At 40.9% G+C, this 15,123-nt stretch carries 21 protein-coding genes; 6 read left to right on the top strand and 15 right to left on the bottom strand.

The window, feature by feature from the left end; translation table 11 throughout:
* Positions 1 to 2: 2 nt before the first annotated feature.
* Complete coding sequence (locus JNUCC41_RS16470) at positions 3 to 887, bottom strand: 2-dehydropantoate 2-reductase (protein ID WP_192203957.1); 885 nt, start codon at positions 885 to 887, stop codon at positions 3 to 5.
* 465 nt (positions 888 to 1,352) lie between these two features.
* Between JNUCC41_RS16470 and JNUCC41_RS16465 the strand changes: the two genes are divergently transcribed.
* Positions 1,353 to 1,841 (top strand): N-acetyltransferase, encoded by a 489-nt coding sequence (locus JNUCC41_RS16465; protein ID WP_192203956.1) that lies wholly within the window; start codon positions 1,353 to 1,355, stop codon positions 1,839 to 1,841.
* A gap of 44 nt (positions 1,842 to 1,885) precedes the next feature.
* Here JNUCC41_RS16465 and JNUCC41_RS16460 read toward each other — a convergent pair whose 3' ends face one another.
* The 4 genes from JNUCC41_RS16460 to JNUCC41_RS16445 all read right to left on the bottom strand — a co-directional run bounded on the left by JNUCC41_RS16460 (position 1,886) and on the right by JNUCC41_RS16445 (position 4,258).
* The gene (locus JNUCC41_RS16460) at positions 1,886 to 2,506 is read right to left on the bottom strand and encodes an RsfA family transcriptional regulator (RefSeq protein WP_192203955.1); all 621 of its coding nucleotides are present in this window, start codon (positions 2,504 to 2,506) and stop codon (positions 1,886 to 1,888) included.
* 78 nt (positions 2,507 to 2,584) lie between these two features.
* Positions 2,585 to 3,349: an enoyl-CoA hydratase/isomerase family protein gene (locus JNUCC41_RS16455; RefSeq protein ID WP_192203954.1), complete on the bottom strand. Its 765-nt coding sequence runs from the start codon at positions 3,347 to 3,349 to the stop codon at positions 2,585 to 2,587.
* 148 nt (positions 3,350 to 3,497) lie between these two features.
* Positions 3,498 to 3,671 (bottom strand): 50S ribosomal protein L32, encoded by a 174-nt coding sequence (gene rpmF, locus JNUCC41_RS16450; RefSeq protein ID WP_034313929.1) that lies wholly within the window; start codon positions 3,669 to 3,671, stop codon positions 3,498 to 3,500.
* 65 nt (positions 3,672 to 3,736) lie between these two features.
* Complete coding sequence (locus tag JNUCC41_RS16445; protein WP_141992222.1) at positions 3,737 to 4,258, bottom strand: YceD family protein; 522 nt, start codon at positions 4,256 to 4,258, stop codon at positions 3,737 to 3,739.
* A gap of 218 nt (positions 4,259 to 4,476) precedes the next feature.
* Here JNUCC41_RS16445 and JNUCC41_RS16440 point away from each other — a divergent pair, with 218 nt between their 5' ends.
* Complete coding sequence (locus JNUCC41_RS16440; protein ID WP_192203953.1) at positions 4,477 to 5,682, top strand: nucleotidyltransferase; 1,206 nt, start codon at positions 4,477 to 4,479, stop codon at positions 5,680 to 5,682.
* A gap of 90 nt (positions 5,683 to 5,772) precedes the next feature.
* On the opposite strand, the gene JNUCC41_RS16435 is transcribed toward JNUCC41_RS16440, so the two are convergent.
* The gene (locus JNUCC41_RS16435; protein ID WP_192203952.1) at positions 5,773 to 6,798 is read right to left on the bottom strand and encodes a SepM family pheromone-processing serine protease; all 1,026 of its coding nucleotides are present in this window, start codon (positions 6,796 to 6,798) and stop codon (positions 5,773 to 5,775) included.
* The gene (locus JNUCC41_RS16430) at positions 6,788 to 7,585 is read right to left on the bottom strand and encodes a patatin-like phospholipase family protein (RefSeq protein WP_192203951.1); all 798 of its coding nucleotides are present in this window, start codon (positions 7,583 to 7,585) and stop codon (positions 6,788 to 6,790) included. Before JNUCC41_RS16430 ends, JNUCC41_RS16435 begins: the two co-directional genes overlap by 11 nt.
* A 307-nt stretch (positions 7,586 to 7,892) precedes the next feature.
* Between JNUCC41_RS16430 and ylbJ the strand changes: the two genes are divergently transcribed.
* Positions 7,893 to 9,110, top strand: coding sequence for a sporulation integral membrane protein YlbJ (gene ylbJ / locus JNUCC41_RS16425; protein WP_192203950.1), 1,218 nt, complete (start codon positions 7,893 to 7,895; stop codon positions 9,108 to 9,110).
* Between the two features lie 40 nt (positions 9,111 to 9,150).
* Here ylbJ and coaD read toward each other — a convergent pair whose 3' ends face one another.
* Together coaD and rsmD are read right to left on the bottom strand one after the other, a co-directional pair.
* Entirely contained in the window at positions 9,151 to 9,642 is a 492-nt protein-coding gene (gene coaD / locus JNUCC41_RS16420) for a pantetheine-phosphate adenylyltransferase (protein WP_192203949.1), read from the bottom strand.
* Complete coding sequence (gene rsmD / locus JNUCC41_RS16415) at positions 9,643 to 10,218, bottom strand: 16S rRNA (guanine(966)-N(2))-methyltransferase RsmD (protein WP_192203948.1); 576 nt, start codon at positions 10,216 to 10,218, stop codon at positions 9,643 to 9,645.
* A 470-nt stretch (positions 10,219 to 10,688) separates the two neighbouring features.
* Between rsmD and JNUCC41_RS16410 the strand changes: the two genes are divergently transcribed.
* Positions 10,689 to 11,078: a DUF7147 family protein gene (locus tag JNUCC41_RS16410; RefSeq protein ID WP_192203947.1), complete on the top strand. Its 390-nt coding sequence runs from the start codon at positions 10,689 to 10,691 to the stop codon at positions 11,076 to 11,078.
* Between the two features lie 55 nt (positions 11,079 to 11,133).
* Here JNUCC41_RS16410 and JNUCC41_RS16405 read toward each other — a convergent pair whose 3' ends face one another.
* On the bottom strand, positions 11,134 to 11,409 hold the full coding sequence (locus JNUCC41_RS16405; protein ID WP_048684554.1) for a YlbG family protein: 276 nt from the start codon (positions 11,407 to 11,409) through the stop codon (positions 11,134 to 11,136).
* Between the two features lie 136 nt (positions 11,410 to 11,545).
* Here JNUCC41_RS16405 and JNUCC41_RS16400 point away from each other — a divergent pair, with 136 nt between their 5' ends.
* The gene (locus tag JNUCC41_RS16400) at positions 11,546 to 11,866 is read left to right on the top strand and encodes a hypothetical protein (RefSeq protein ID WP_192203946.1); all 321 of its coding nucleotides are present in this window, start codon (positions 11,546 to 11,548) and stop codon (positions 11,864 to 11,866) included.
* A gap of 141 nt (positions 11,867 to 12,007) precedes the next feature.
* Here JNUCC41_RS16400 and JNUCC41_RS16395 read toward each other — a convergent pair whose 3' ends face one another.
* Genes JNUCC41_RS16395 through JNUCC41_RS16380 form a run of 4 tightly spaced genes read right to left on the bottom strand, consistent with a single transcriptional unit; the run spans position 12,008 to position 13,690 of the window.
* On the bottom strand, positions 12,008 to 12,457 hold the full coding sequence (locus JNUCC41_RS16395) for a YlbF/YmcA family competence regulator (RefSeq protein WP_192208196.1): 450 nt from the start codon (positions 12,455 to 12,457) through the stop codon (positions 12,008 to 12,010).
* A gap of 60 nt (positions 12,458 to 12,517) precedes the next feature.
* Entirely contained in the window at positions 12,518 to 12,943 is a 426-nt protein-coding gene (locus tag JNUCC41_RS16390; RefSeq protein WP_192203945.1) for a hypothetical protein, read from the bottom strand.
* Positions 12,944 to 13,003: 60 nt separating this feature from the next.
* Positions 13,004 to 13,246, bottom strand: coding sequence for a YlbE-like family protein (locus tag JNUCC41_RS16385; protein WP_192203944.1), 243 nt, complete (start codon positions 13,244 to 13,246; stop codon positions 13,004 to 13,006).
* A gap of 12 nt (positions 13,247 to 13,258) precedes the next feature.
* Positions 13,259 to 13,690: a YlbD family protein gene (locus tag JNUCC41_RS16380; RefSeq protein ID WP_228467353.1), complete on the bottom strand. Its 432-nt coding sequence runs from the start codon at positions 13,688 to 13,690 to the stop codon at positions 13,259 to 13,261.
* 59 nt (positions 13,691 to 13,749) lie between these two features.
* Here JNUCC41_RS16380 and JNUCC41_RS16375 point away from each other — a divergent pair, with 59 nt between their 5' ends.
* Positions 13,750 to 13,887: a hypothetical protein gene (locus tag JNUCC41_RS16375; protein ID WP_192203942.1), complete on the top strand. Its 138-nt coding sequence runs from the start codon at positions 13,750 to 13,752 to the stop codon at positions 13,885 to 13,887.
* Between the two features lie 119 nt (positions 13,888 to 14,006).
* Here the strand turns inward: JNUCC41_RS16375 and JNUCC41_RS16370 are convergent, their stop codons facing one another.
* Complete coding sequence (locus tag JNUCC41_RS16370) at positions 14,007 to 15,041, bottom strand: CAP domain-containing protein (RefSeq protein ID WP_228467352.1); 1,035 nt, start codon at positions 15,039 to 15,041, stop codon at positions 14,007 to 14,009.
* Between the last annotated feature and the right edge of the window lie 82 nt (positions 15,042 to 15,123).

Genomic DNA, 15,123 nt, shown 5'->3' with positions numbered 1-15,123 from the left:
TCTCATCCCCCCTGAGACTCTTTTCCTTTGACCATCTTATATAGAGAAGATGTCAGGCAATCACTTTTCCCTTTACTCTTTGCCTCCGAGAGGATATGACCCAAAATAGCATCAATTTCCGTTTTGCGGCCATTTTCTATATCTTTTAGCATTGAAGATCGATTTTCTGCAGTTGACATACAAACGGATTTCACATGTTCAAATGACTCATCCTTATTATGAACCTCCAAAATACTGGAGATTTCCCCAAAAAGTTCTCGAAATAATTGGTAATAGTAGGGGTTAGTGATTAAACCGCCATTTTCCACACCAAGTATCGCCGTTAATGGGTTTATCACTGCATTAACGACAAGCTTATCGATCAGCATCGAGTGAAAATTCTCACTCTTCGCAAAAGGAAAATGGTCGATCCTTTCATTCACTAACGATAGTTGCTCAAGTTCCCCTTTAAAGGAAGCGACCCTTGTAATGCCGTGCCCAGTATGCTCCACGGTATTCCCGTCATGTTTCATTGCCCCATGCTCCACTACCCCCACATATATGGTCGGGGATTGAAGCTGCTTTAAATAAGAAATATGCCCATAGCCATTCTGCAAGAATAGCATTGGAACCTGAATACCTTTGATCCTAGGCAATATTTGCGGCAGGTGATATTGCTTGACGGCCAATATTAGAAGCTCCACATCCGATATCCCATCATCCAGGCCCTTGGAAATGATGCCTGTCAGCAGCCTGCTTTCACCATCCGTAATAAGACGGATTCCTTCACGTTGGATGATGGACGCCTGATCCGCAGTATGAGTATAAAGTGTCACACCATGTTTTTCACTTAAATGAGACGCAAAAAGCAGCCCTATGGCCCCTCCCCCAATGATTCCAATTCTCATAGTACCCTTCCTTACTTTTTGAAATATATTCCCTATTTTATCACATTATCTTTTTTATCCTGCATCAATTTTCCCATCGCCGGAAAACACAGCACACCTATTTGATTGAAATTGAACTGCCATTAACAATGGCTCGTCATAAAATACCAATGGAAAGAACGATTAATACGCCATTGAAGATATATTTTCTTCTTTAAGCGTTAATTTAATGGTATATTAGATACGAAAAGCTTAGCCATTTTGAATACTTTTAGGGTACAAAAGATAACTCCAAACTCAACCCACGGGAAATTTAAGGGAAAAGGACGGGGATAAAAGGCTATAAGCATTTAGACAGCTAGGTTTAGTCGATGTTGTCATACTAGATTTGACCTAAGCTGGAATTCCACATGGTAAGGATCAGTGGGATGACTTTCAAAGGGTACTATCGGAAGAGGTTTATCAGAATTAAGGGGGAGCTTTTTTATGGAATACAAGGTGGAACGATTACTTGTAAATTTTAAAACGCTTGAGGAATTCAAAAAATTCAAAGAATACGGGATACAGGAACTGTCAATGCTAGATGATTTAGAAGGTAACATCATCGAAAATGACAGCCAATCACCTTTTTACGGAATCTTTTATGGCGACAAACTTGTAGCACGCATGAGCCTGTATAAAAGAAGCGCTAAATTCGACGAATATTTTGACAAGTCTAGGGACTTCCTTGTTCTTTGGAAACTTGAAGTCCTGCCTAACTATCAGAAAAAAGGTTATGGAAGAGCTTTGGTCGAATTCGCCAAAAGCCTGAACATGCCTATCAAAACCAATCCAAGAGTTCATTCACAAGACTTTTGGAAAAAGATGGGTTTTTCTGCTGTTTCCTATGATTTGGACAGGGACCTTGGAGAAAACCCGCTGATTTGGAGCCCATTTGACATACAAGATAATAAAGAAATAGATACACAAGAATAAGGAAGCACCAAGAAAATGCGGGCGGATTTTCCCACCCGCATTTTTTATTTATTGACCCTTTCCAGATTACCATTCTTATCCATTTGAAAACTCACCTTCGGATTAGTCTTTTCGTCCTCTTGTACACTAAGTTTTCTTGCGCGCTCCATAATCTGCATTAACGCACGGTAATCTTCCTCAACAGCTCTCAGGTTTTCTTTAAGCAATTCATTTTCTTCCAACAACCGGACATTTTCCCGTTCAAGAAATAGGGACCGCTCAGAAATCCGTTCTTTTTCCTTATTATCAAGCTGAAAGAATTCATCCATTTTAGTTAAATATAATATAACTTCCTGAAGGGTAATAGATTCTTTATCTTCATGCTCGGGCGCTTTTTCTCCAACCGTGACATTCTCCACCGCTGCAACCGAATCCCTTTCCATTTCAGGATTATCGACTACCTGTTCTTTCCTTTGTTTTTTCGCCAGCTCTATCCCTGACTTATATTGCTTCCTTACAAATGAATTCCAACGGAACCCACAAGCGGCAGATGTCCTCGATAACTGTTTCCCCACTTCTTCAAACGCCTTTAATTGTGTACTGCCTTCTCGTATATGCCTCAGTACCACTTCAGCCAACAACAGATCCTCATCATGAGTCCATGCATCTTGTCTCGCAATCGTCATCTCTCTACCTCCCAGCAAGTTTTAATTCATAATATGCACCTGCTAGGAAAGATAGAAGATATATAGAGCGTGTAATATTTATTTTTTCTTTTTTAAAAAGCGATCGACCGCAGCATGATGCTCATCACTTGCCCACAGTTTAGCACATTCCCGGATTTCCGCGTCCATTCTTCCTTTAAGCCCGCTACCCTGCCATTTACGGACCAGCAATCGTTTATAGGCCATCAATACCCCTATCTCATGGCTGAGAAAATCTTCTGCGAACCTTTCCCATCCTTCCGTACCTTCTCCGACTATCTCATCTACGAAACCAAATTCCTTTGCTTCCTCAGCTTTATGTATTTTTGCATCCAATAATAGCTTTAGCGCTGTTTGCTCTGGTATTTTTTCAAGTAAAAGTGAAGCACCGCCCCAGCCTGTCGTTATTCCCAGGGTACCTTGCACAAACCCTAGCTTGACTTCGCTCTTTGCTAATCTGAAATCACAAGCTGTCGCTATTTCGCATCCACCGCCGAAAGCACTTCCATTGATGAGCGCTATTGTTGGTTTTGGGAAAACTGCTAGTTTATACAGAATTTCACCCATTTTTGATAACATAGCAAAGGCCTCTTCTTCTGTGTGCAAATCCTGAAATTCCCTTAGATCCCCGCCTGAACAGAATGCCTCAGATCCCGCCCCTGTCAGGACTAGCAACTTAACTTCATCATCGAATGCAGCTTCTGACAATATCGACTCAAGTTCGTCCATCAATTGATAATTCACGGCATTCCTTTTCTCCGGTCTATTAAATAAGAGCTTCATGAAACCGCGTTTATCCTTTTCAACTTCAATCACCTGATCCATGTAAACACCTTCTCCAAAATCATCGGCAAACACAAATGATTCAAAATATTCTGCCAAATATATTTGTAAAAAAAGCACAGAGAAAAATCCCTGCGCTTTGATTAGCGTGTTGCATCAAGAAAGCAAAGCTCTCAAGTAGGTCAAGAAATTATTTTGCGACAACTTCTTTTCCTTTATATGTTCCACATTCTTTACAAACGTGATGTGAAAGAGTCATTCCACCACAGCTCGGGCATTCTACCATACCAGGTACTTGAAGCTTGAAGTGCGTACGACGTTTTCTTTTTACAGTTTTCGACGTTCTTCTAAAAGGTACAGCCATTATTCCCACCTCCTTAAAAAATATAAAAAAGCTGGAAAAATCGGATTAACGATTTTTCGTTCCAATCAAGATTCTTTATTGTTGTCAAAAAAGTCGGCAAGCTTTGCAAATCTCGGATCAACCTTGTGCTCATTTTCCTCTTCAGAAATAACGGCCCAGTCTTTCCCGGATTGAGGAGCAGCTTCGTTCGAATCGACATCCTCACAAAAAACCTGCATCGGAATTTCTAGCAATAAATTTTCTTTAATTACCGGTATTAGGTCTACAACTTCACCTTCCACAACAGTGACATCATCTCCGTAGAAATCAGCGCCATCTGCCTTTAAAAGAAAGGTTTCCTTTGTATCAATATCAATCGGATATTTAACGTCTACCAGTGTACGGGAGCAAGGTAATGTTAATTCACCTGAAAGATGCAAGTGAAAAGTAATCTCGGTCGAGCTGATATCAGCTCTTCCTGCTACTCTGATCGGAGAAACATCGCGAATTTGCGGGTCTCTTTCTCTAATGTCCAAGACATCCACCAGTTCATCAAACCGTAAATCTTTGTCCCGAATTTTTTGAAGTTGACTAATCGTCCATTTCAAATGAAATCACCTCAAGGCAACAAAAATAATTATAGCTTTCAATTATAAGTTTGTCAATATTTTTTCTTTACACTATAATGTAGTCATCCTAACTGATTGTCTAAGTTTAAGAATCATTTCAAACAAAGAATCCGGACGATTACTTATAGTAATTTTACTTGAAATACTATTTTAGCACTAAGTTGATAAAATACAAAGTTTTTCTCTGAGGTGAACGAATGAAAGCTTGCGGTTTAGTAGTCGAATATAACCCTTTTCACAATGGACATGTTTTACATGCAAGAGAAAGTAGAGAAAAAACAGGGGCAGATGTTGTGGTCGCTGTTATGAGTGGACCCTTCTTACAGCGTGGCGAGCCCGCTATCGTCAGCAAATGGACACGTGCCGAAATGGCCTTGAACGGCGGCATAGATCTTGTCATTGAGCTGCCCTATGCTTTCGCGACACAGAAGGCGGAAATATTTGCAAAAGGATCTATTTCTCTTTTGGAATCCCTTGGCTGTGACTCCTTTTGCTTTGGTAGCGAGGATGGCAGAATTGAACCATTCATAACCGCCCACAGAATCCTATCGGATAATTCCGCTGCATTTGATGCTGCAATTAAATCGGCTATGGATGCCGGTAATAGTTACCCGGCCAGCGCTGCCCAGGCTTATCGATCGATCATCAATGATGATGCCGGATTGGATTTGACGAAGCCAAATAATATTCTTGGCAAGGAATATGTAAGTACTGCACTTTCAAACGGCTACTCCATTCGTCCTTATACGATTCAAAGGGTCGCTGCCGGATACCATGAAACAAAGTTATCCAAAGAACCTATTGCCAGTGCAACGGGGATACGTAAAGCCATCCATGAACATCAGGAGTTAAATTCCGTTTCCAGTTATATTCCTCAACCGACGCTGAATGGTCTTGAGCAATATTTAACGCACTACAATGCTTTGCATGACTGGGAAATGTATTGGCCCATGTTGAAATACCGAATCCTTTCTTCCTCTTTAACCGAATTGGCAGGGATTTACGAAATTGAGGAAGGGATTGAACATAGGATAAAGGAGATGGCCAAACGATCTTCGAGCTTTTCGGGATTCATGGCAGCCCTGAAGACAAAACGCTACACATGGACACGGCTGCAACGAATGTGTGTCCATATATTGACTCATACAATAAAGGAACTGATGATTCACAATGACCAGCCAGCCTATATCAGACTTCTTGGCATGAATGGCCGGGGGCAAGAATATCTTCGCACTGTAAAAAAAGGCTTATCCCTCCCGCTCATCTCTAAACTTTCGTCCTATCAGAAAAAGGACATCGATACGGACTTGCGAGCGGCACAGGTGTATGCACTGGGCTTGCCGGAACCATATCAGGCTGCATTGATGAAACGGGAATATGAATCTCCCATCATTTTTAAATGAAGAATGGTTTAAGCTTGGCCCGTCCATCCTTAAAAGTAAAAACAATCATCAAAAAAAGCGCAAACAGTAGATGACTGCCTGCGCTTTTTTTCATTTTTCTTTTCCTTTTAGCTTCGTTAAATAGGCTATTGCATCATCAAAGTTGTCCACCGGCACGATCTTCATGTCCGTGTCGATATCCTTTGCTGCAATAAGTGCATCTTCATAATTCGAACCTGCTGCTCCGTTTTCATTCGGGGCAAAGAATATTTCGGCTCCAGACTTATCGGCTGCAACTATTTTCTGTTGAATTCCGCCAATTGGACCGACTGTCCCATCGTCGGACATCGTTCCTGTACCCGCTATGTCATATCCTTTTGTAAGATCGCCCTTTGTTAATTGATTATAAATTTCCAATGAAAACATTAAACCAGCAGAAGGACCGCCTATTTGTTCTGAATCTATGGAAATCGCCGGTTTTGTGTTCACTTTTCGATTATCATCCAGCGAAATGCCTATCCCTACCCTATTTGGGTCATTTTTAAAAGGCTGCAAAGAAAGAATGGACGTTTTCTCCGTCTCTTCCCGCTTATACACTATTTTAACTTTGTCTCCAGCCTTCTTTCCGTTAATATAGTTCATGAATTCCTGCGCAGACTTGAATTTAACATCATCGACCTGAATGATTTGATCGCCCGCTTTCAGCTCTTTAGCTGCCGGCATTCCTTTTAGCACGTCCAAAACATAAACACCCAGGTACTCGTATTCGACCTCTTTCCCTGCTTTTTCATATGCGATCTGAATGGCATTATTTTTAGAACCATCCATTAAGTGCAGCTGCCTGATATTATATTCTTCATCTGTTTCATCTTCGCTTCGAATGGAGGTTTCGGGATAAAGTTCCTGATATTTGCTCCACTTCGCCATCATGTAGGAATATACATTCGCCCGGCCCATCCTTACCGTGGTTAACATAAAGCTTCCTTTTGCTTCATCTCCTCCGGATACCTCAATGATTGGCTCCAATTCTTTGGCCATTCCTGGTTTTGATACATAAAAAGGTAGGGAATAAAGGGCTGATGCTATGAGAAGTATAGCCACCACCAGGAAAGTGCGTACATACATTTTACGGCTCATCTTCAAAGGACTCCTTCCAAGTAACAATACTCTGCTTAATTTGATCTATCTTTCCTCTTGCAGCTTCTTCTCCAATACTAATTATTTCCTGTACGTTTGTAAATGATTTCGAGCTGTATTTCTCCACCCTGGGACGTATCATGACGTCTGAGGCAAACTCCCTGCTTTTAACCAGCTCCATTTGCAGAATATCGAGGCTTTGCATGATGACGTCATAAATGGAGTTTATCTCCATATCCTGTTTTACGTGGGCTACATCCACACCAATTATGATGTCTGCTCCCATATCCTTCACAACTGAAACAGGAACCCTGTCAACCACTCCTCCATCAACAAGCAGTCTGTTTCCGATTTTTTCGGGAATGAAAATGCCAGGAATGGAGATGCTTGCCCTTACAGCCGGTGCGATGGGACCTTCCTGAAAAATGACTTTTTCCCCAGTTTTTATATCAGTGGCGACCACTGCCACAGGAATATCAAGTTCTTCAAATTTTTTGCCATATGTAAATACCCTGATTAAATCCTTTGTCCGTTTTCCCGAAATGAAGCCCATTTTAGGTATGGTGAAGTCTAAATAATACTTTCGCTTAAATGCACGGGACAACTTATATAGCCTCTCGATATCCGAACCCGCTCCATAAAAGGCAGCAACCATGGCCCCCATGCTGCTTCCGGCAATCATATCTATCGGAATGCCTTCTTGCTGCAATACCTTTATCACGCCAATATGTGCAAACCCCCTAGCTCCTCCTGACCCAAGTGCAAGCCCGACCTTTGGTTTCGCCAAAGATATCCCTCCCGCTGTAACTAGTTCAAAATATTGAAATAACACTCATTCAAAGTTATGGTCTTAAACGGATTTATAGAAGCATATTATTTATATTGACAGTGAAACAAGCATGGCGGATATAACCCATGTAGCCAATAAAGTGAGGTCCTTATTGAAATCCCATTGTGCGGATTATCCTCATTTATACATGTCGGTACAATCCAAATTCCATCATGCGCTTACTTTTCGAGAAAAGGAAGTTCATATTTTATTATATACAAAACGAACTGCCCTTATTTAGAAACCTTCAAGAGGAGGCTGAATTTTGCTAAAATCAAAATCCAAAACAGTACTGTTAGCTACCTCCGTCACGATGATGGCAGTTGGCTTGATCATCTTCCCCCAAGAATCCTTTGAGGCTTCCAAAGGCGGACTGAATATTTGGTGGACAATTGTTTTCCCTTCGCTTCTACCTTTCTTGATTCTCTCGGAGTTATTAATCAGTTTCGGCGTTGTCAGGTTCATTGGCGTCATGCTCGAACCATTTATGCGTCCCTTATTCCGTGTACCAGGAGTGGGCGGTTTCGTTTGGGCGATGGGACTTGCATCAGGGTTTCCCGCTGGAGCGAAATTCACTGTAAGGCTTCGTCAGGAAGAACAATTGACCCGCATCGAAGCTGAAAGACTCGTTTGTTTTACTAATTCATCCAATCCATTGTTCCTGTTCGTTGCCGTTGCCGTTGGGTTTTTTCATAATCCTCATTTAGGTATCATCCTTGCCCTTTCCCACTACCTAGGAAATTTTTGTGTAGGCATCATCATGCGTTTTTACCGTTGGAAAGAAGAAAAATCCCATACAAATGCAATGGCCAAGCTCCCCTCCATAAGACAAGCCTTTAGCCAAATGCATCGAACCAGGATAAAAGAAACAAGACCATTTGGCAGTTTACTTGGAGATGCGGTACTCTCCTCCATTCAAACCCTATTAATGATCGGGGGGTTCATCATTCTCTTTTCGGTGGTGAACAAGCTTTTATTTCATATGAATATTACCGGATTGCTAGCTAACGTGGTCGGAGGAATTTTACGTATTTTCAGTTTCCCCGATTCCTTAAGCCTTCCCTTCATATCAGGCATGTTTGAAATGACTCTTGGTTCAAAATTAACCAGTACGGTCGAAGATGCGACACTCTTTCAACAAACTGCGATGACAAGTTTCATCTTAGCTTTCAACGGTTTCAGCATTCAAGCGCAAGTTGCCAGCATCATTGCCGTAACAGACATTCGTTTCACTCCCTATTTTCTGGCAAGGATAGCACATGGCCTTCTGGCATCCATTATTACCATCTTACTTTGGGAACCATTCTATAAAGGCAATATGTACAGCGGCAGCCCGATAAACGCATTCCCAGTCAGCGGTTCAGGTGAACACGCGAATTCACTATATCAGAACATGCTTGATTTCGGACCCATTCTAACACTCGTATCTTTGATCCTATACATCATCATATTTACCAAAAGGCTATTCAAAGGCCTTTCTTAAACCGAAAAAAGAGCATTGCTCGTTGGCAATGCTCTTTTTTCTATCCTTTCAGTCCCTCGTATTTTTTGGCCAGAGCCTTCTCGACGACGCTCGGCACTAGTTCGGAGATATCCCCGCCATACTTCGCAACCTCTTTCACGATACTTGAACTCAAGAAAGAATATTGATTTTTCGTCATGATAAAGAATGACTCTATTTTATTGTTTAGGAATCGGTTCATCGAAGTTCCCTGCATTTCATATTCAAAGTCGGAAGTCGCCCTCAATCCCCTGATGATGGCATTCGCGGAAACGCTTTCAGCATAGTCGACCGTCAATCCCTGATAGAAATCCACTTTAACATTCGGCATATGGGCCGTCGCTTCAGTAATCAAATCCAGTCTCTCCTCCACAGTAAAAAGTGAATTTTTCGCTGAATTGTTCACGATGACCACATATACCTCATCAAAAACATTCGCTCCCCTTTGAATGATATCAAGATGACCAAATGTTATTGGATCAAAACTCCCCGGACAAATCGCTATTTTGGACATTCATAGTTCCCCCTGTTCGTGTACGTTTCCCCATTGATAAATCGTAACGGCAATGACGCCATAAACTTCTTTTCTCTTAACGGTAAAGTCACCAACTTTTTCTGGCAATGTAACATCATGGCCATGCTCACAAACAATGTGTCCCATATCGTTCAGCAATCGGTATTTATGTATTTCTTCAAGAATTTCGACAAGCTTTTGTTTCTTATAAGGTGGATCAAGAAAAATCAATTCAAAAGTCATTTCCCTTTTCACCAAAGCCTTCAGTGCACGCTCTGAATCATTTTTATAAACTTCTGCACGGTCTGAAAACTTGCATAGTTCCAAATTGGCCTTAACCGTTTGATTCGCTTTAAAATCACGGTCGACAAATATGGCTTTATCCATGCCTCTGCTTAACGCTTCAATTCCCAGTCCACCGCTTCCGGCAAACAAGTCGAGGACCAGCCCTCCTTCGAAATAAGGACCAATCATATTGAAAATGGATTCCTTGACTTTATCAGTAGTCGGCCGGGTTCCTGTACCCGGTACAGCCTTAAGTGGTCTTCCTTTGCAAATTCCGGAAACGACCCTCATAATCTCACCACATTTTATGACAAATTTCTGTTACTTTCCTATCCTAACATATTAGAAAAAGCTAGCCAATATTTAATCAGATTTGGCTTCATTTCCAAGATGAAAATCGACTTATCATTTCGGACCATGAAAGGAAGATATCCATTCTTTTTATAAATCTTTTACATTTTGAATAATAAAGTGGTTTTTGGCAATAATGTGAATAACAACATTCCTTTTTAGGTGTTGTTGCCAACCGCGGAGAAGGCTTACGTTTCCCCATAAGTTCTTCCTCCGGTTTCTCCTCTCCCTTTGCCTTCTGGTCCATAGTTAGGCTTAGAAGGACCCTGCATATTTTTGCAGGGCTTTTTTTTTTGATAAACCTCTGATATCTAATTTTCATTGTCATGATTCGTCAATGAAGTTGTCCTTCTCTTTTATGAGGGATAATGATAAAGTAATGAATAATAAGTTAGTTAGGAGAGGTTTAATTGATTCAACGTTTTATTGAAATTGGACAAGGATATTCCGATATATATGAGTTGCTGGAAGTGGGCCGCAATCAGAAACATCGAGTAGCAAGGCTTTTGGCCATGCATACAACTATTGATGATAAAAAGGTAACGTCATTGGTTATCGTCATGCAGCCCACAGATCCTGGGAAATTCCAGCCACTTTACATTTGCCGTGAAGGTATACCGAACCCTCATGCCACCAAAAACAAACGCTATGAGCTTTTTGAGAACTTAGCCGAGGAACTGGATAGACCAATTATTGAAATTGACGTGAAACCTTCGGTGCTCTTTGCAGAAATCGAGTTGTACTACCAACACTTAATCGGCATTTTGCGAATGAATAGATATCTGCCCCCATTAGGTTGAAAGATAACTGATGCCAGAAATTGAAAAAGGCTGACTCCGCATGAGTCAGCTTTTTTCAAATCCCCATTTTATAATCATATTCTTTCGCTTTATCCGGTTTGGAGTTTTCGAACTCAACCTTCAAAAAAGGCTTGTAAGATAGGTCCACTTTTTTAACGAACGAATAATTATTCAGCTTTTCCACTAGTGGTTCCACTTCATCCATATTCGTATAAAGCACTACATATTTCAGTTTTTTTGAAACATAATGGATATTTCCAAATTTCCTAAGCATTTTGGCTTGTTTCAATGTATGTAAATAGACGATGATTCCCTGTCTCGCTCCAAGCATATCAATAACTCCCTTTTATAAAGGTTTTAACTAAGTGTAGCATAGCAGAATCTTTACTTTCAACCAAGAAAAAAGATTATAAACAAAATTCTCTCACTATTATGAATATAAACACTGTGAAAGGAGCCAAACAACGATGGATTTAAACCAAATTTGGAGTCAATTTATTGATCATCTATTAGATAATGATGAAATTACCCAAGCTTCGGTAAAAAAGTTCACAGGTATACCATTTATATATATCCATTATCATCCGATACAAAATGGTAATAAGCTTTCTTTCTTAATAAAAAAAGCCGCAAGCCTTTCAATGCGTGGCAAGCAGCTTCATTGTGAAACCATTTTCGTACGGCAGGAAGAACGTATATATGTCTTCCGGCATCGTTTTTTTGTACCGCAGCAAAAGATGTTTTGCTGCGGCAACCTTTGTCCGGATTGTATCTTATATCGCAGTTAATCGCTGTATAACGTATCCGGTTGACCCTCTAGACGAAGCTTCCTTACATGACACAGCCAACGAACTCCGTAGCAATGTCGAATTTCAAATGGCTGCATGTTCTATATACCGGCCTGATTGTTTACGATTCTTGCCATTAGCTTAAGCAGAGCATCCACAACTTCCGCCGGTTCCGCAGCTTCCCGTTGAACATCCACCTGATGAAACAAAAAATGGATTCCCCGCTGGGGTTTTGACCTGTTCAGAAACGGCTCGGCCAATTTTTCCGCTTATTTCATCAAGAACGGATTGTAATTCGGTCTCCGCCCCCTTAAACCTTGCCACGGCAGGATGCATATCCATGTCTCGTTTAGCTTGTCTGGTTTCTAAATTGATGCGTTTATAATCCGGATGATATTTACCGAACCTTTGAACATCTTCAAATAGATCCTTTAGCGAAGTAAACTTGGAAATTTTCCGCTGTGCCTCTTTGTCGCTTTGTAATTTATATAAACTAAGGAGATATTCTTCCCCTATTTCAGAATGAAGGATCATTTCAGCTAATCCATCAGCCTGTTGTAAAATGTCGACGATTTCCATAGTAGCAAGCATAAACAAGCTCACCTCCACATCCATTTTACCATTTCTCCCTTTTAGATGCTAATGGTTTGATTAAATCGAGGAAGTGATATGTACCTCAATCTCTTTTTGCAACCCTGTTTTTTCACCTGAACCATTCAAGACTTCCAGCTTAATTTTATGCATGCCATTCGGGACATCCTTTAAAATAAATGCTGCCGTTTTCATATTGACTTTCTTTTGATTATCAATAGATACGGACACAGTTGCCAATTGTTCAGGATTTGATACAGAAAAACCATAGTTTTTCAAGTAGCACTCGACATAGACAGAGCTACCTTTTACAAAAGTTTTTACCCGAAAGTCCTCATCTGAGTTTCGGATGCTCGATACAGTGGTGGCAGCTGTAACTGTAGAAACACCTTGCATGGCTACGCCTGAATTTTCAGGTTCTGGTATTTTCTTTCCACAACCAGCCGCTGCCACCAACACTGTGAGAGCCAAAATCAATTTTCTCATTCGATCGTCCCCCTTTTGCCTTTATTGTTCGCCAAAAGGAGTAATTTACTCTTATTTTCTTCATTCACCCGAAGCATTCATCGCTTGAAACATATGAAGCATCATTGAGGCAACCTGAACGCTTTCCGAAAATTTAGAGACCCGATGTGGAATCGACTTCTCAAAATGATATTTCGCTTCGGTTTCAAACACATCAACCTCATGGGGATTACGCATTAACCTTTTGTACCAAGCAGGCTGAATCCTCAAGTAATTACGCATATCTTCGTTCGTTTGAATGAATTCATATATATTCTGACGCATGAAAAACCCTCCTTAATCTTTGGTGAATAAAAAAGGGTTAGCTTTCTGCTCTTTTTCTTTTGGGGGAGGACTGGTATCACCTGATTTATTCCCTTGGAAAGCAGATAGCACTCCTTGGATTGCACCGATGGCCTGATTGGCATTCGTAATATATTGTTGAATCTGCCCCATATCCATATTTTTAACTGCACTCATTAACGAACCGATCAACTCAGTGCTTTGTTCTCCCTTTTCAACCGGCGGAGATGGAGATCCTGAATTCACTTTGGACTCGCCCACACTGCCGTCAGCCTGCCAGCGTGGATGATCTTCTCCGAGTAAATACCACTCTTCAAAAAGTTCCTGCCATGTTGCTTGTTTGCTTCTCACTTCATTCACTAAATGAGGATGTTCCTTTACAAACACCCGAAATCCATCCACGGAGGGCCGCTTTCTTTTTGCCATTACTCTCACCTCACACTTAGACATCGCCTATTGCACCATATGCTAAAGGTAAATAAAAAGTGCATAACATTTATTTTAAAATGCAATTGGATGAGATGAGTACCCATATAGTTCCAAAAGGGTATGCTGCCGTTACTGCGGATATCCAAGTTCATAATGTAAAATTATCCATTGGCGATCGATTCGGTGCAAATTAATACATAGGCATACGATCATCATCGAGGAATGGTCCACCGGTGATGATATCGACAGGGACCTATTTTATTTTCAAAAAATATCCAGTACAAAAAAACGGACCCAGATCGGATCCGTTTTTTTATCTCTTTATGAAATTCTGGGTGTAGTACTTTTTATATACCCCGACGCCCAGACCGGTAAATTCCTCGTTCAGCAACGCATCCCGATGCCCTTTGCTATTTAGCCAACCTTCCATGACTGCAGCTGCATCAACATAATTAGCCGCTATATTTTCACCTGCTGCCCTGTATTTCACATGGCCCGCATCGAGACGCTTTTCCAAATCCCCCTTTGTTTCAGAAACATGGGTTCCTTCAGGTGCGTCCGTCATTTCCCGGCTATGAAGGTAAGCAACCTCCGCAGTTGGCGCATCCCATTCTAAAGGCTTCAAATCAAACCTGCTGCGCATTATATTCGTAATATCGAATATTTGCTGCTCATTGCCATCTTCCACTTTCGCCATTTCCTCATCAGAAAGGTCCTTAACTGTCACAAGTTCACCATGATAGGTCAACTCATACGGTTGTTGCTTCAATAAGGCGGAATCACTCAAAAATCGGATGCTTGAAACAGTCCCCGTGAATTTATCCAAATACAGCTGAACATTTATATTCCCTAAATCAATCAACGGCCTCATGTTCATATCTTCCTCCGACAATTCAAAACGATATGAACTGTGACCAACTTCAATATCAACAGTGGGTTCCACATATAAGCTGGAATAGATAGCATCAATCGATTGTCCAATTTTAAAAGGAGCGACATTGACCTCATCACCGATTCCATAAGCAGATACCACTTTTTCATTTTCAACGGCTAATTGGAAATAATTATTATAGTCCTTTTTATAAACCCACCATTCATATCCATAGGCGGACATATCTATCCGATCTGGTTTACCATATTCCTTTTCTATCTCTTTTGCATTTTTCCCGATCGTTACCGCCAGACCTTCTGTCACTTCAGTAATCCCTTCCTTTTCAGAGGAAGGGATTTTTTCATTTATATGTCCATTGGGGTTAACACCTTTGTTACCATCAATAAGAGGGTTTCCTTCATCTTCATCGCCGATATTAAGATAAATACCGATTACGAAAAAAATAATAATTAACACCAACACCTTACCTAAACCGCGCAGAGGAACACTCCCTCTCTCTATCTAATTTATGTATCCAATGCAAAAACCTTTCTTTTCT

Source organism: Brevibacillus sp. JNUCC-41 (genome assembly GCF_014844095.1).
Lineage (GTDB): Bacteria > Bacillota > Bacilli > Bacillales > DSM-1321 > Peribacillus > Peribacillus aracenensis.
The sequence above is the reverse complement of the archived record's forward strand: the minus strand, read 5'-3'. Positions and strand labels throughout refer to the sequence as shown.

Bases quoted from the DNA above. Each gene is read 5' to 3' on its own strand.
- JNUCC41_RS16470 (WP_192203957.1), bottom strand. From the start codon at position 887: ATGAGAATTGGAATCATTGGGGGAGGGGCCATAGGGCTGCTTTTTGCG.
- JNUCC41_RS16465 (WP_192203956.1), top strand. From the start codon at position 1,353: ATGGAATACAAGGTGGAACGATTACTTGTAAATTTTAAAACGCTTGAG.
- JNUCC41_RS16460 (WP_192203955.1), bottom strand. From the start codon at position 2,506: ATGACGATTGCGAGACAAGATGCATGGACTCATGATGAGGATCTGTTG.
- JNUCC41_RS16455 (WP_192203954.1), bottom strand. From the start codon at position 3,349: ATGGATCAGGTGATTGAAGTTGAAAAGGATAAACGCGGTTTCATGAAG.
- rpmF (WP_034313929.1), bottom strand. From the start codon at position 3,671: ATGGCTGTACCTTTTAGAAGAACGTCGAAAACTGTAAAAAGAAAACGT.
- JNUCC41_RS16440 (WP_192203953.1), top strand. From the start codon at position 4,477: ATGAAAGCTTGCGGTTTAGTAGTCGAATATAACCCTTTTCACAATGGA.
- JNUCC41_RS16435 (WP_192203952.1), bottom strand. From the start codon at position 6,798: ATGAGCCGTAAAATGTATGTACGCACTTTCCTGGTGGTGGCTATACTT.
- coaD (WP_192203949.1), bottom strand. From the start codon at position 9,642: ATGTCCAAAATAGCGATTTGTCCGGGGAGTTTTGATCCAATAACATTT.
- rsmD (WP_192203948.1), bottom strand. From the start codon at position 10,218: ATGAGGGTCGTTTCCGGAATTTGCAAAGGAAGACCACTTAAGGCTGTA.
- JNUCC41_RS16405 (WP_048684554.1), bottom strand. From the start codon at position 11,409: ATGCTTGGAGCGAGACAGGGAATCATCGTCTATTTACATACATTGAAA.
- JNUCC41_RS16400 (WP_192203946.1), top strand. From the start codon at position 11,546: ATGGATTTAAACCAAATTTGGAGTCAATTTATTGATCATCTATTAGAT.
- JNUCC41_RS16395 (WP_192208196.1), bottom strand. From the start codon at position 12,457: ATGCTTGCTACTATGGAAATCGTCGACATTTTACAACAGGCTGATGGA.
- JNUCC41_RS16390 (WP_192203945.1), bottom strand. From the start codon at position 12,943: ATGAGAAAATTGATTTTGGCTCTCACAGTGTTGGTGGCAGCGGCTGGT.
- JNUCC41_RS16385 (WP_192203944.1), bottom strand. From the start codon at position 13,246: ATGCGTCAGAATATATATGAATTCATTCAAACGAACGAAGATATGCGT.
- JNUCC41_RS16380 (WP_228467353.1), bottom strand. From the start codon at position 13,690: ATGGCAAAAAGAAAGCGGCCCTCCGTGGATGGATTTCGGGTGTTTGTA.